The sequence below is a fragment of the Bacillus haynesii genome, assembly GCF_001969855.1.
GTDB lineage: Bacteria > Bacillota > Bacilli > Bacillales > Bacillaceae > Bacillus > Bacillus haynesii.
In genome coordinates, this window is record NZ_MRBL01000036.1 from 1 (window position 1) to 13,547 (window position 13,547).

Consider the following 13,547-nt stretch of genomic DNA (forward strand, 5'->3'; position numbering starts at 1 on the left):
TGTCTTTAAGTTTGTTGGATTATCATTAAACCAATATCTCACGTTTAAGTATTTATAAATCATTGAATATTCGTCAGTAAGAGAATTAATTATTTCTAATTTGTTTGTATAATATTCTTCATTAAAAAGATTTGAAATCTTTGAGGTGTTGTATATTCTTTCCATCTCAATGAGATTGTTATTGTCTATTCCATAAATATTAAGTCTATCTAGAATGACCCTGATGTTACGAGAGATTTTATTTTTTATTAAGTATCCTTTATTAGTTCCTACATAATCCATGACGCCTTTTAACCAAAAAACTCTTTCAACCATTTTTACATTCTTTCCGGACTTACAATCACCAAGTTGTTTAATGATATAAAAATCATTATTTACTTTCTCACCGTAAACATCCATATCGGTGAGGTCATGTCTTTTAGGTAATTGTGTTTTTGCATCCAGTTCATAAGCAATTACAGGAATTTCAATTCTAGTCCAAAAACCCATTTGCCACATAATTCTTTGAAATTTTATTTTTTGTTTAAAATCCCTATCATTAAAAAACATCCGGTTCTCCTCCGTTTTGGAAAAGTTTATTTAATACACTATTTATCTCACGGTTTTGTTCAGCTGTCGTATTCAATCCAATTCTTTGTTCTAAGGTTCTACTAATGGATTTAAGGTTCCCAAGGTTAGGGATGTATCCGTTAAATTCATACTCTGTAAGGAGTTTTCTTTCTTCCCAGGCTTCCCCAATGATGCCCCTAGTCAATTCTGAGTCAAAATCTGTGTCTGTAAACAAAATTTGTTGAGCTAATTTAACAACCATTCTAGCATAATCTGTATCGGCTAAATAAAATCTATATCTTTTATTTCCTATTTCTTCTATTCTTCCTAATCCGCAATCTCGAAGGACACCATATTGAGCTTCAATATCACTATGAGGAGTTTCGCCAATATAACCTCGGTCTAATAATCTTTGTAAAAATAATTCAGGAGATCTTAAAGCAGATATTTTAGAAAAACTTTCCCCGTACCTAACGGCGGCAACAACATATCTTGCATGTTTAAGTAGTTGTTTATCGTCTACTTCTGTAAATGGGCTAAACATAAAATTAACTTTGCCGCCCGAGGCTACAATAGCAGGAGTCTGTATTAAATTATTTTTCATAATTTCTAATAATATATCATTCTTAATTAAGTTTAAATCCGTTAAAGGAAATCCAGGCTTAACCTTAAGTAGTTGAAGGGCATCTTGTACTTCTTTTTCATCATATTGGGACAAGAAATTCATAATTTGACTGGAGTTTTCTTCCATGTAAATTGGTGAAAAAATCACTTGTTCTTCAGTGTTCTGATTTGTAAAGCTATCGATGAAACCACCTTCTTTTCCTATGAATAAAAGGTTATCGATATTATTTTGGTCCAAATCAAAGTCGGTTCTAAGTTTTCTTGGAGATAAACTAAACTTACTTAATCTATCTATAATTTCAATTGTTTGTTGTTCAAATTCTTGAGGGGAGCTATGTTTCCAAAACTCTCCTAACCGTTCATAAGTGGTGTCGAATTTATCCAATAAAACCTCGATCTTACTTGGACGATTTTTACTACCTTTTATACGTATGTATCTAATATCCTCTAGAATATTCAATATCGAAATTAGCTCTGCAAACTGAATCTTTAATTTAGATGCTAAAACAACTAATCCATCAAAATTTTCAATTACATGAATGCCTCTTAAATGGGAGGCCAAACTTGCACACTTCCCTATTAAAATTGTTTGTCTAAGGTTTAAATCAAGATAAGGATCTTGATAACCTATAAGTCCAGTTTGGATATCAAGACTTCTAACACCGATTTGTTTATTGTTAATCATTTATATACCTTCTTTCATTTAAATGAATAGCTTTGACTAGGTCTATATTATCAAAAAAATTTTTAAAAATTTCTTTTTCGACAAAAAAAGACAAAGTTAAGTATCATTATGTAAAGGAAGATTAATACCAATATTTATTCTTTCATGAGCAAATTCATTTGTAACATTAAAAAGAGTTGCAATCTCGCTTATAGCCTTGGTTTTTAAATAATTTAATCGCTTTAACATAAATAGGGGAACACAAAATTTATAAGCGAAAATTTTGGCTTGCATCTCTTGTAACTCAGCAAAAAGGGGAGACATAGTCAATTGATTCCCCTCGTGTCTAAGAGCATGACAAAGTTCATGACCAAAATCTTGCCACTGTTCTTGAGGGGAAATCCTATTATCAAGAATAATTACTCCATCATAATAACGACTACCTATGTTTAGAAATTCCACCTTTAATCCCAATCGATGCGAGATATCTAAGAGATCCAATTCATGAGGATTTGAAATTTTCATTTCCTTGTAAAATGCCTCAATCCAATCCTCGAGATGTGTATTATGGGGGACTATAGTTTTCATCTGTAGTTGCCTCCTTAAAAACTAAAGGAATATATGTTCGCATTCAAGGTAAAAAGAAAAGCCCAAAGGCTTAGTAAAAGATGTAAACGATATACATAATAAACCAACGAAAGGATATTGTCCATATTCAGAGCGGAAATTTAAAAAAGTTCACACTCTAAAGCTCTAAATAAAACAAAGTAATATATCATTATTAGTTTGTTTTATCGCGGTCTTTTATGAACTCCCAGAACTGAATTAACTCATCAATTTTTTCTTCTGGTGCATCTTTTAGATCTTTAAAGAGCACTTGAGTTTTAGGATTTAAAAATTCTTTCCACATATCATCGCTGGAGCCCTCATGTTCTTTTCCTGTCAGGAGAAAATCAATTGAAACACCAAAGAAATTTGCAAGTTTTTTTAAGGTATCATAATCTGCCTGTGTAGATTCAAGCTCATATCTCGCATATGTTGATCTATTTAGACCTAAACGGTCAGCAAGTTCTTGTTGAGAAAGACCTTTCTCTTTTCTTAAATGTTTAATTCGATCCCCAAAAGTCATTTAAAATAACTCCTTAATCAGTCTTTTGTTAAATTATAAGTGAAAAAAATGCACAAGTAATATTATGTGCAAAAAACAAACAAAAGATGTTGACTGTGCAAAAAATGCACGTTATAATTTGTGTAATAAATGCACAGGAGGTGATTAAATGAATAAAAACTTACAGTTAGTGAAGATAAGGCATCAAAAAGGTCTAACTCAAAAACAAGTATCAGATCTTATTGAAATTGATAGATCCTATTATACAAAAATTGAGAATGGACAAAAACCTAGCGTTAAAGTTGCAAAGCGATTAGCAAAAATATTCGATATTGATTGGACAATTTTTTTTGAGGATTTTTGTGCGAAAAATGCACAAAAATCAGATTCTACATAGGGGGTAATTAAATGAACCAGTTTCCTGTTGATCCAGAGTTTCTCAAAAAGAGAATGGCTATCCCGTCAAAAATTGCTCAGTTGTCTTATTGCGATCCAGAGAAAGCAATTAAGTATATCCGCATTTGGGGGGAACATAAAAAGCCTGTATCTGAGTTATACACTGAATTAATTAATGCACTCATTGAAACTAAAGTTGTTTAGTAATCCTTTCTGTTAATAGCTTATCAAAAATTAAATATGACAAAGGTAGAAAAGGAGCGATTAGTAATGCAATTTGGTAGGGCATCACAAGCTGCCAAAACCTCAAGGAAAGACGCAAAACTAACGCAGCAGCGAATGGCGATGGAAGATGATTTATTTATGTCAAGGGAGTCTATATCCCATCAAGAAAACGGCCGGCACCGGGTTCAACCAGAGGTGACCGAGTACTTTAGTGAAAAGCATAATGATCCGTGGTCAGCTATTGAGGCAGCTTCTGAGTATTCAGGGTGGGGGCCAATTAGATTAGATGGCCCTGCTGCTGAGGTTAATCGTATGACAGCTGCTGTACAATCAACTATTCAAATGACAGAAGCAATCGATTCTTTAAAAGAGCATATGGAAATTTTCACGATTAAGCCTGATTCTGTTTCAGATAAAACATCTATCGAAAAAACAATTCAAGAGTGTCTTGATGTTATAACTGCACTTACTCAATTTGTTGCAGTGATCTGCAAAGAATATTCGATTAACTGGTTAAAGATGTGGAGTAAACACAAGCTTAAGCTTTTAACACGAGGATTGATTACGAAATGACAGCTAATCAACTTTTTAGGTCAGATTTGAAAAGAATGGTTGCTGAAGTAATTTGTATCGAAGAATTATCAAAAATGCTAGTTAAAGCTGTACATGAAGGGGATTCAAACAAAGCGGAACGTTTTATTGGGGATATTCAAAAATCCCATAACGAGCTTAAGAGATTAAGAGAAAATAAGCGGAAATTTTCAGATGCTATGAAGATTATGGAACAGTCTCAATCTCCTTCAGAACTAATCGAAAAATTGGAAAGGATGTTTTAAATGAAATTTGTTTTTACTGTAAGCCAGTTAAAGAAAGGCTCAGAGGTTCGTGAAGACTGTAAGAGAATGAGAGAAAATCCAGCTCTTCTTTTACTTGTAGAAGCGGATATCAGAAGGGCATTACAAATGAAAAAGCAGCAAGCCGGCACGCTCACTGCTTCAACCAAAGACGTTGTGAATTCATTATAAAACTTTATCTGAAAATCGGCAAGCCAGCTTGTGCTTGTCGTCATGGCTGGGGGCATATCCATTCCATTTGTATATTTGTATACCCTCCATATACCGTCCCTGGCTGTGACGATGCGCGCAAGCATCAGAAAGAAGGTGAAATTATGGGTGCAACATTTGATTCTGTAGAAGAACTGCTTCATGCAACAAAAGTTGCTGGAGAACTACGTATGGCGATCTGTGTAGCAAAGACCAAAGCTGAGTTACTATCTGATTCAGACGACATCACTATGCTTCAGGGGGCATTAGAAGAGATCGCTCGCGACCTTTCCGAGACGTTAGACAAACACAAATTGTAAGGGGGTAATCGAATGGATCATCCAATCATCACTCAAATTGAGCGTACGGGCAATCCCGCGTCTGTTCCAAAAGAGGATGAGAAAGTCAGGGATTTCTATGGTGAAGAGGTATCGCTGGCTCATGATGATTATGTCTTTGATAAAAATCAAGGCGAAATCATTTTTATCGATAACCTGCCGCGCTACTTAAAAGAGGAGCTTGAATTTGAATTTTATACGGGCAAATAAAAAAGCCCACTCTGTACAAGTGGGTGGTGAAAGGGCTGATGAGGGCTCTTTCACAATACACACGATTTATGATGATAGTTTATCAAAATGCCTCGTGAAAAACAAGGAGGTTTCAATACATGGCAAAACCATATAGAATCATTAGTTTTAGTTCAGATCGATTTGATCAATGGCGTTTATCAGAAGTAAAGGGTGTAATCACTGTGAAAGACCGTAAGCCTGCTTTTCAATTCGATACAAAGGAACAGTTTGAACGTTACCTTCAATTGAATAGCTTCCGTGGAAGGGTGGGTGTTTGATGCTGGCACAGGTTTACATGCCAACAGAGAACATGACAGAGGAACAATGGCTTGAAGCGCGGCGAGCAGGTATCGGTGGATCTGACGCCGCGGCTATTGCCGGCCTAAGTAAGTGGAAAACACCAATGTCTGTCTATTTGGATAAGGTTGGGCAGGCTCCGAAAGAGGATTCATCAGGCGAGGCAGCATATTGGGGCAATATTCTCGAGGAGACGGTTGCCAGGGAGTTTTCAAAGTGGACGGGTAAAAAGGTACGCCGTCGAAAGGCCATTCTGCAGCATCCTGATTATCCTTTTATGCTTGCCAATGTTGACAGGCTCATTGTTGGTGAACAAGTGGGTCTAGAATGTAAAACGGCGTCAGAATACCTCAAGAACGAGTGGCATGGTGAGGAAGTTCCGGACGCTTACCTGGTCCAATGCCAGCATTATATGGCGGTGACAGGTTTTAAAGCTTGGTGGATTGCTGTTTTAATTGGCGGAAACAAATTCGTTTATAAGAAGGTAGAACGGGACGAAGAGCTTATCAAGTATCTCATTCAGGTTGAAAAAGAATTTTGGGAAAACCATGTCCTAAATGAGATTCCGCCTATGTTTGATGGTTCTGAGGCTTCCACAGATCTTTTAACCCATTTGTACCCTGTTGGTCTTGAGGATGAAAAAGAACTGCCTCTTGCGGCGAATGGACTAATTGAGCGCTATAAAGAAGCCAAGGCCGAAGAGAATAAAGCAAAAGAACAGCTGAAAGAGGCAGAAAACCAATTAAAGGGGATGCTTGGAGAGTATGAGAAGGGCAGTGCCGGCAATGTCCGAGTCATCTGGAAAACTGTCACGGCTAACCGCTTTGATAAGAAAGCATTCGCTGCTGAACACCCTGAACTCTTTGAAAAATTCACTAAACCTTCAACTCATAGAAGATTCAGCGTAAAGGAGCTTAAAGAAAATGGCTAAAAACGCAGATATTCGTAATCAGTTAGCAAATAAAGTTAATGCTGTTCAATCACAGTCAGAGGAAGAACCTAAAACTATTGCAGGTTATCTTAAGAAACTGCAGCCAGAGCTTCAAAAAGCTTTGCCGAAACACATTACACCAGAGCGAATAACAAGAATTGTTTTGACAACGATTAGGAACAATCCAGCATTGCAAGAGTGTTCACCAGCTTCATTACTTGGTGCAGTTATGCAGTCTGCCCAGTTAGGACTCGAACCCGGAATAGTAGGACACTGTTACCTTGTACCATTCAATAGAAAAATTAAAGGTCAAAATGGAGCGCCAGATCAATGGGTAAAAGAGGTTCAGTTCATCATTGGTTATAAAGGCATGATTGATCTTGCCAGGCGATCAGGACATATACAAAGCATATATGCTCATACTGTCCATGAAGCCGATGATTTTGTCTATGAATTGGGGTTGCATCCCAAGCTGATCCATAAACCCGCGACAGGTAACAGAGGGGCTATGACTCATGTTTATGCAGTTGCCCACTTTAAAGATGGCGGTTATCAATTCGAAGTATTCAGCAAGCAAGATGTTGAAAACGTGCGTAAACGGAGTAAATCGAAGGATAACGGCCCATGGAAAACAGACTATGAAGAAATGGCAAAGAAAACTGTCATTCGTCGTATGTGGAAATACCTTCCGATAAGCATAGAAATTCAGCAACAAGTTTCTCAGGATGAGACGGTTCGTAAGGATATAACAGCAGAAGCACAGTCAGTATATGATGATGAATTAGTTCACGGGAGTTCAGATGTCCCGGTTATCAATGCCCCTGAACCCGAACAGACAAAAGAAGAAAATCAAGAAGTAAAACCAAGCGTGCAGGACGACGCTGATCCATTCAATGGCGAGCCTATAAACACCAAGCAGGATGAGTTCCCATTCGATGATTAAGGTGGCAATTCCCTTCTGTTACAAGTGGATGACGGAAGGGGCTTCTAACCGGGCTGAATTGTTCCGCGCCTATGTTGAGGGATACTTAAGGGCAAGTGAACCTAATTTATATTTAGTCCGCATCAGCGGCATGACAGCTCTTTGTAAACGGAAAGGAGGAGATTGACGTGCAGGGATGGATTAAGCTGCACCGGAAGATAGTTGATCATGAGATATGGAGTGATGTAACGACATTTCGGCTGTTCACCTTACTTCTGCTAAAGGCAAGTCATCAGGACGGAATAAAAATTAACGGTATTGAACTGAAAAAAGGTCAGTACATAAGATCCTATTCAAAATTATGTGACGACCTTGAATTTAAAGAAGGAAGGGCGTTTAAAAAAGTCTCAAAAAGCACCATTTTACGTTCTGTGAAAAAACTCGTGAAAAATGGAATGATCACCGTTAGCGAAACGGATAGCGGAACGCTGTTTACCATCGTTAAATATCAATTGTATCAAGGGTTTAGCCTTACAGATGAATCGTTTCACGAAACGGATAATGAACCTTTAGCGAAACGACCGCAGAACGATCACGGAACGATCGCGGAACAAAAACAAGAATTAAAGAATTTAAGAAGAGAAGAAGAGGAAGAGAAACTCTCAGCTTTTCAACAAATTGAAAACAAATTTCTGCAGAGGAAAGGCAGCTTGTTTTTATCGCCAATGGATTCGCAGTCAATCAACAGACTTCTTAAAGACCAAATTCCTTTGGAGAACATCCTGAAATGGATTGATGAAATATTCGACGAATACAAGCCGAAACATCGTGCCGATACCATTAAATCTTTTGCTTACTGTGAAAAAGGCATTCTTGATCGATGGGCCAAGCTTAAGCAACAGCAATCGAATGTCAAAGAGTTCCCGAATAAGAAAATTAAGAACAGTTTTGATGCTTTGGCCGAATACGCCAGAGAGCGCGGTATTCAGATGGGGGGATAAACGTGGAAGTGAACCGGGCAATGGAGATCCTGCAAAGAATAGCTGCTGCTTATACAAAATTTGATTTAACCGGCGATGTTGGTAAAAAGCGAATTGAACTCTGGATTGATCATCTTATCAAATTGCCATATGAACCGGTTCTCGCGAAAGTGGACGAGCACATTTTAAATAACAGATTTCCACCATCTATTGCTGAGATTAAAGTCAGACAGCCAGAGAAAAACGAATTTTTAGCAAAACAGAAAGAGTGGGAACGCCATGCAAAATATTCTCCAAAACGTTGAGGCTGAACAGGCTCTGCTCGGCTGCATTCTCGTAGAAAGTGACCTGATTAAAGAATTGTCTCTGCAGCCCGAGCATTTTTCTGAAACGAGACATCAAGTCATTTTTAAAGCCATGCGTGAGGTTCAAAAGCTCGGAAAGTCCGTTGATATGGTTACCACGGTTACAAAATTAGGCGATTCCGTTGAGCAAGTAGGCGGCCTTCAATATTTAACGGACTTAGGTAGTGCAGTGGCCAGCACCGCCAATTTCTTGGGGTATCAGACATTGATTTACGATGCTTATAGATTACGAGAAATGAAAAAGACCGCGATTGAGTTCGCAAACACTCCGACCGACGACGGGATCACGGAGCTGTACAAACGAGCAATGGAACTTCAGGAAATGGGCATTGAAAAAACTCGAACGAAACAGGATGTCCTCATGGAGATTTACAATGACATGCACGAAGAAAAGGAGGACATCACGGGCATCAACACGGGATTAATCGATTTGAACGCTATGACAGGCGGCTGGCAGAATGACGATTTAATTGTGTTAGCCGCCCGCCCATCGATGGGAAAAACCGCTTTTGCATTACACATGGGGAAATCAAATTGTGAGAAAGGCGGAGTGACCGACATATTTTCACTTGAAATGCCGGACAAGCAATTGACTCACCGCCTACTCAGCAATCTTGGGAACATCGAGGGATCGAAGTGGAAGAACCCACGAAAATTCTTTAGTGACCGCGATTATGAGAATGCAACGAAAGCCATTGGAGAATATGAAAAATGGAATATCAACATTCACGATCAACCTGCTCAAACACTTGCAGATATACGTTCAAAAATTCGAAAGACGAAAAAAGAAAATCCGGATAACAAAAAGCATTTGGTCATCATCGACTATCTGCAGCTCATCAGGGCGATTGGAAAATATGAAAGAAGGGACTTAGAAGTCGGGAGCATTACAGCAGACTTGAAGGAAATGGCCCGGGCATTCAAGATCCCGATCATCCTTCTTTCTCAGTTATCCAGGGCGGTTGAGCAGCGGCAAGATAAGCGGCCGATGATGTCCGATTTAAGGGAATCCGGAAGCATTGAACAGGATGCCGATGTCGTTATGTTTCTGTACCGCGATGATTACTACAACAAGAATTCTGAACTAAAAAACATCATTGAAATTGATCTTGCCAAGCAGCGAAACGGTCCAACTGGCATGATACAAGCAAGCTTTATCAAGGAGTACGGAAGATTCATAAACCTTGCCAGGCAGATGGATGCCGGTTTGGTCGGATAAGAAAGGAGAAATTGTATTGAGTGAAAAATTAACGACAGACACCGCCAGTGAGCGGCAGGATTATTTGATTCATGAGCTTATCAGATATGGTCAATATGAATCAGATGATGGCCGTCAGCTCTATGAGTTACCGCTTGCCGAGCTTGAGCGGCTTCACATAAAAGTGAAATGTAATTTTGGCCGTAAAATGTCATGCGAGGCGGGAGATTGATGAGAGTGTTTCAATCACTACGTTGTTTAGCATTTATTATCATTCACGCCAGAAGAGAAGAATCAAAGATTCATAGCTGGCTATCTGATGACGGGAGGTAGAGGTTATTGATTAGAATTGGCGATTGGGTTTATATAAGTACACGAAAATACAAAGGAAATGCATTTGTGGTGGACAAAGCACAAGATGTTCTTTTAGTCCAGATCCCTTCTGGCACTCTATCGCGTGTTTCTATTCATTCTGTAACGAAACTCGATGAACGACTGAGAGATAAAGATTTTCAAGTGCTCATTGATCTTGCCTTGGATTTGGGAGATAAAAAATGGTTTGACGAGTTGGCAGAGCGACGCCGGGAGGTCATGAGATAATGCCGAGGTTTTTCCTTGCCATCGTGCTTCTGAATTGGAATATCGGCTTTGAAATTCATTTAGTCAACGGAATGAGGTTAATCAGATTGACCTTTCTTCCATCACATTATTTATCAGAATAGGAGAGCCACAGAAATGATTGAATTCACGATTTACGGAGAGCCAGTTGCGCAAGGTCGTCCGCGTGCGACGACTATCAACGGAATGGTGCGGATGTATGATCCTAAGAAATCAAGAGATTTCAAGCAGTATGTGAAATTGGCCGCTTCTGATCATCGCCCTCCTAATCTATTCAAAGGGCCGCTGGAGTTAGAAGTAAAGGTTTATAAATCGACTCTTAAGAGTTTTAGCAAGAAAAAGGCCGCTGCAGCTGAAAGAGGAGAGCTCAGGCCCAGCAAAAAGCCGGACGTTGATAACTATATCAAGGGTATCAAGGACGGCTTGAACAAAGTGCTATGGCAAGATGACAGTCAAATTGTAGATTTGCATGTCAGTAAATTTTATAGCGAGAAACCAAGAATTGAAATTAAAGTCATCCCATTATCCCAGGAGGAGGAACAATTATGTCTTTCATTGATTTCAAAGCAATCGTAAAAAAGGTGAATATGAAACCGAAGGGCTTAATGGAAATTACCTTGGAGGTCAATAGCGCGGATTTAGACGGGAAGATTCAACACCTCTCTGAAATGATTGATCAAAAAGTGGAATCTCAACTGGAATCAACATTGGTCAATTATAACGTTGAAATCAATCCAAACACGAACAAACCTACAACCAGCTATAAGGTTGATCAGCATGGAGTAGTATCAGAGGTTGAGCCGCAGCCCGAACAACTTGAGGCTGAGCTTGGACTGCCTAAAGAAAACATTCCAACCAAAAAAGAAAAACGACAGATCGAACGGATCACTATAGAGGAGTTTATCACCAGCGGAATGGCACCTAATTTCGAGGAGTTTCCGAGCGACTTCCCTAACTTCGTGAAGCGCAAAATTGAAGGTGAATCCTATAGCAAATTGGCGTCGGAGCTTGACATCTCTTCGGGCAAAATTGTTGATCTAATGGATCAATATTTCGCGAAAGTTGCGCCGCTTGCAGATACATGGTGGGACTGGAAGCAAGACCAGGACGCAGAAGCAGAGCCGCTATTCAAGCAAGAAAACGATGCGCCGGCAGAAGAAGCCGCGTCAGCTGATAATGACAGCCAGGATGACCAGGAAGATGAGGAACACGGTGCTGCATGATCAATCACTGCATAGAGGATGGACAAGTCGTCCATCTCTATGACTTTTAAATTAACCAATAAAAAAACCGAAGCGATCGCTCCGGCTATGGTACACAATATGGGCACTTCTATCATAGCACAGGGAGCGATGCAGGTGAACCGTCCAAAAGAGTTAGACATCAATCAAGATTTTTCAGTTAAAAGCAAAATTCAGCGCGGAAAAGTAACTGTCATCGTTTTAGATGGCGTAAACGGTGCAGCTTATGAAGCTGAGGCGCCGGAACACGGAAAAACGATCATTGAAACGGCAAAAGGTGATTTTTCCAGAATTCAGCTTGAGTCGTCTTATAAATTCAGATAAAAAGCAGGGGCCGCCCAGTTGTCCCTGTTAGGGAGTATGATTTGAATGTAAATTCCCTAAACAACTAAAACAAATCCATAATTTGTCGATTTAAAAAAGGACTATTAATTAAAGGTGGAGAAATTATGGATGTGTTTAGTCTTCTGATAAGAATTGGATTACCTGGTTATATAGCTGCTGCGGGTATCTTGTTTTACATTTTTGTTATAACATTTAGGCCAATCACTCTATTATCTGCAAATATTTTTGAAAAGAAGCTTTTCTCTAAAGAGAGATTGTTTTTATTAATGAGCTGGAGTTATCTATGGCAAACAGCATTTTGGACGTCGGTTTTCTTTTCTATGGTAATTTTAACTGGTGTACCAAAGTGGACAGCCGATATGAACATATCTAGTTTAGTTAGTACAATTGCTGTGTTTTTTGGGGAACTATTATTCTTACTGATAGTTCTTGTTAATAACAAAGTCGATTCACGATTTTTAAATTTTTTTGAAACGGATTGGGGCAGGCGTATCCTTGCTGTCACTTTTGTTATTTGTTTAAGCATTTTCTATTTTGCTTTCAACGGGCTTATTGTTGGAAGTATCCAAGGGGAGAACCAGGTAGATAAGCTAACCGCTATACTGGTTTTATCCTTTGTTTTCTCTTTGCCAATTCCAGCAATAATGAAGCCGGTATCTAAGTTAATTGAATGGTCAAAAGAAAAACATATTCTTATAAAAGAAGAGCCTGAACAAGAAAGTCATTACAACACTCCAACAAGTGAGGAGAGTTATGATAATGGAGATTGGTATGTATTACATGCCATTAATAAGGAATTAATTTTATTAGGGAATAAACCGAACCCTAAATTATGTACCGAAACAAAGATAATAAAAATAGAGGAACTTTGCGATAAGAAGATGTTTATAGAATAATAAACTTAATAAAGTCCAAGATGGAGAGCCTGCGGACACTGAATTAACGCTGTAATGCGTTTGTTTGGTGTCCTTTTTATTTTAAGGAGGGATAGACGTTGTTAGCCAAACAATTGTCTTTTTTGCCGGCTATAGACGAAAAAGAAGTCAGAAATACAATTATAAGGGAGCTGAAAAGATATAAGGCTTTGAAGGTTCAGCTTGAAAACCGGAAAGAACGGGAAGCGGCCGGGATGAATAACCTTTTCCCGCAGCTCAGGGATCAGCACTCTTTAAATGAATTGAAAGTTTGCCAGATGGACAGGGCGCTTAAACAAAGCCTTGATGATGATGAATTAAAGATTATAAAGGCCAAGTATCTCTCTCCCCAAAAAATAAAGGACATTGAGATTTATATGGAGATGGGATTGAAAAAGGACAAATACTATCAGGTCAAACGGCGAGCCATTTATAATTTGGCGACAGCTCTTGGGATTATCTGAGGGCTGTTAAGAACAAAAAAAGCAGACTCTTATGAGTCCGCTATTTATTATTTGATTGCTTAAACCATGAGCCTTTCTGCAATGTGGTAACTGC

The 13,547-nt window shown here is 38.7% G+C and carries 24 protein-coding genes; 20 read left to right on the top strand and 4 right to left on the bottom strand.

Translation table 11 applies throughout. The annotated features are described in order from the left end of the window. The 4 genes from BTA31_RS20790 to BTA31_RS20805 all read right to left on the bottom strand — a co-directional run. The coding region (locus BTA31_RS20790) for a hypothetical protein (RefSeq protein ID WP_142243765.1) at nucleotides 1-549 on the bottom strand (549 nt) is incomplete at its 3' end. Then, complete coding sequence (locus tag BTA31_RS20795) at nucleotides 539-1,858, bottom strand: hypothetical protein (protein ID WP_076793903.1); 1,320 nt, start codon at nucleotides 1,856-1,858, stop codon at nucleotides 539-541. The genes BTA31_RS20795 and BTA31_RS20790, both read right to left, overlap by 11 nt. Before the next feature lie 96 nt (nucleotides 1,859-1,954). Then, complete coding sequence (locus BTA31_RS20800) at nucleotides 1,955-2,425, bottom strand: ImmA/IrrE family metallo-endopeptidase (RefSeq protein WP_076793906.1); 471 nt, start codon at nucleotides 2,423-2,425, stop codon at nucleotides 1,955-1,957. A 193-nt stretch (nucleotides 2,426-2,618) separates the two neighbouring features. Continuing rightward, nucleotides 2,619-2,966, bottom strand: a complete 348-nt coding sequence (locus BTA31_RS20805; RefSeq protein WP_076793909.1) for a helix-turn-helix domain-containing protein — start codon at nucleotides 2,964-2,966, stop codon at nucleotides 2,619-2,621. A gap of 148 nt (nucleotides 2,967-3,114) precedes the next feature. Between BTA31_RS20805 and BTA31_RS20810 the strand changes: the two genes are divergently transcribed. The 20 genes from BTA31_RS20810 (at nucleotide 3,115) to BTA31_RS20905 (ending at nucleotide 13,453) form a co-directional block, all read left to right on the top strand. Further along, nucleotides 3,115-3,342 carry a helix-turn-helix domain-containing protein gene (locus tag BTA31_RS20810; protein WP_076793912.1) on the top strand — a complete coding sequence of 76 codons (228 nt, stop codon included), beginning with the start codon at nucleotides 3,115-3,117 and terminating at the stop codon, nucleotides 3,340-3,342. Nucleotides 3,343-3,353: 11 nt separating this feature from the next. Then, nucleotides 3,354-3,545, top strand: a complete 192-nt coding sequence (locus BTA31_RS20815) for a hypothetical protein (RefSeq protein WP_076793915.1) — start codon at nucleotides 3,354-3,356, stop codon at nucleotides 3,543-3,545. 66 nt (nucleotides 3,546-3,611) lie between these two features. Further along, nucleotides 3,612-4,139 (top strand): helix-turn-helix domain-containing protein, encoded by a 528-nt coding sequence (locus BTA31_RS20820; RefSeq protein WP_076793917.1) that lies wholly within the window; start codon nucleotides 3,612-3,614, stop codon nucleotides 4,137-4,139. After that, nucleotides 4,136-4,402, top strand: a complete 267-nt coding sequence (locus BTA31_RS20825; RefSeq protein ID WP_076793919.1) for a hypothetical protein — start codon at nucleotides 4,136-4,138, stop codon at nucleotides 4,400-4,402. Before BTA31_RS20820 ends, BTA31_RS20825 begins: the two co-directional genes overlap by 4 nt. Beyond that, a complete protein-coding gene (locus tag BTA31_RS20830) occupies nucleotides 4,403-4,591 on the top strand; it encodes a hypothetical protein (RefSeq protein WP_026586501.1) in 189 nt (62 codons plus the stop codon). Between the two features lie 143 nt (nucleotides 4,592-4,734). After that, nucleotides 4,735-4,929: a hypothetical protein gene (locus BTA31_RS20835; protein ID WP_076793922.1), complete on the top strand. Its 195-nt coding sequence runs from the start codon at nucleotides 4,735-4,737 to the stop codon at nucleotides 4,927-4,929. Nucleotides 4,930-4,941: 12 nt separating this feature from the next. After that, nucleotides 4,942-5,157: a YqaI family protein gene (locus BTA31_RS20840; RefSeq protein WP_076793924.1), complete on the top strand. Its 216-nt coding sequence runs from the start codon at nucleotides 4,942-4,944 to the stop codon at nucleotides 5,155-5,157. A gap of 119 nt (nucleotides 5,158-5,276) precedes the next feature. After that, nucleotides 5,277-5,456: a hypothetical protein gene (locus tag BTA31_RS20845; RefSeq protein ID WP_017474946.1), complete on the top strand. Its 180-nt coding sequence runs from the start codon at nucleotides 5,277-5,279 to the stop codon at nucleotides 5,454-5,456. Then, nucleotides 5,456-6,406, top strand: a complete 951-nt coding sequence (locus BTA31_RS20850) for a YqaJ viral recombinase family nuclease (RefSeq protein WP_076793926.1) — start codon at nucleotides 5,456-5,458, stop codon at nucleotides 6,404-6,406. Before BTA31_RS20845 ends, BTA31_RS20850 begins: the two co-directional genes overlap by 1 nt. Beyond that, on the top strand, nucleotides 6,399-7,349 hold the full coding sequence (recT, locus tag BTA31_RS20855) for a recombination protein RecT (protein ID WP_076793929.1): 951 nt from the start codon (nucleotides 6,399-6,401) through the stop codon (nucleotides 7,347-7,349). Before BTA31_RS20850 ends, recT begins: the two co-directional genes overlap by 8 nt. Before the next feature lie 167 nt (nucleotides 7,350-7,516). Then, entirely contained in the window at nucleotides 7,517-8,329 is an 813-nt protein-coding gene (locus BTA31_RS20860) for a hypothetical protein (RefSeq protein ID WP_076793936.1), read from the top strand. A 2-nt stretch (nucleotides 8,330-8,331) separates the two neighbouring features. Further along, on the top strand, nucleotides 8,332-8,613 hold the full coding sequence (locus BTA31_RS20865) for a replicative helicase loader/inhibitor (RefSeq protein ID WP_076793939.1): 282 nt from the start codon (nucleotides 8,332-8,334) through the stop codon (nucleotides 8,611-8,613). Continuing rightward, nucleotides 8,588-9,892, top strand: a complete 1,305-nt coding sequence (dnaB, locus tag BTA31_RS20870) for a replicative DNA helicase (protein WP_076793943.1) — start codon at nucleotides 8,588-8,590, stop codon at nucleotides 9,890-9,892. The genes BTA31_RS20865 and dnaB overlap by 26 nt, the downstream gene beginning before the upstream one ends. A 16-nt stretch (nucleotides 9,893-9,908) precedes the next feature. Continuing rightward, entirely contained in the window at nucleotides 9,909-10,103 is a 195-nt protein-coding gene (locus BTA31_RS20875) for a Fur-regulated basic protein FbpA (protein ID WP_094777458.1), read from the top strand. 107 nt (nucleotides 10,104-10,210) lie between these two features. Continuing rightward, nucleotides 10,211-10,471, top strand: a complete 261-nt coding sequence (locus tag BTA31_RS20880) for an IDEAL domain-containing protein (protein WP_076793945.1) — start codon at nucleotides 10,211-10,213, stop codon at nucleotides 10,469-10,471. Between the two features lie 135 nt (nucleotides 10,472-10,606). Next, entirely contained in the window at nucleotides 10,607-11,065 is a 459-nt protein-coding gene (locus tag BTA31_RS20885; protein ID WP_076793989.1) for a RusA family crossover junction endodeoxyribonuclease, read from the top strand. Continuing rightward, on the top strand, nucleotides 11,035-11,712 hold the full coding sequence (locus BTA31_RS20890; RefSeq protein WP_076793947.1) for a hypothetical protein: 678 nt from the start codon (nucleotides 11,035-11,037) through the stop codon (nucleotides 11,710-11,712). The genes BTA31_RS20885 and BTA31_RS20890 overlap by 31 nt, the downstream gene beginning before the upstream one ends. 39 nt (nucleotides 11,713-11,751) lie before the next feature. After that, nucleotides 11,752-12,054 (top strand): XtrA/YqaO family protein, encoded by a 303-nt coding sequence (locus tag BTA31_RS20895; RefSeq protein WP_422109666.1) that lies wholly within the window; start codon nucleotides 11,752-11,754, stop codon nucleotides 12,052-12,054. A 125-nt stretch (nucleotides 12,055-12,179) separates the two neighbouring features. Then, entirely contained in the window at nucleotides 12,180-12,971 is a 792-nt protein-coding gene (locus tag BTA31_RS20900; RefSeq protein ID WP_076793949.1) for a hypothetical protein, read from the top strand. 98 nt (nucleotides 12,972-13,069) lie between these two features. Further along, nucleotides 13,070-13,453, top strand: coding sequence for an ArpU family phage packaging/lysis transcriptional regulator (locus tag BTA31_RS20905; protein ID WP_076793951.1), 384 nt, complete (start codon nucleotides 13,070-13,072; stop codon nucleotides 13,451-13,453). Nucleotides 13,454-13,547: the final 94 nt, after the last annotated feature.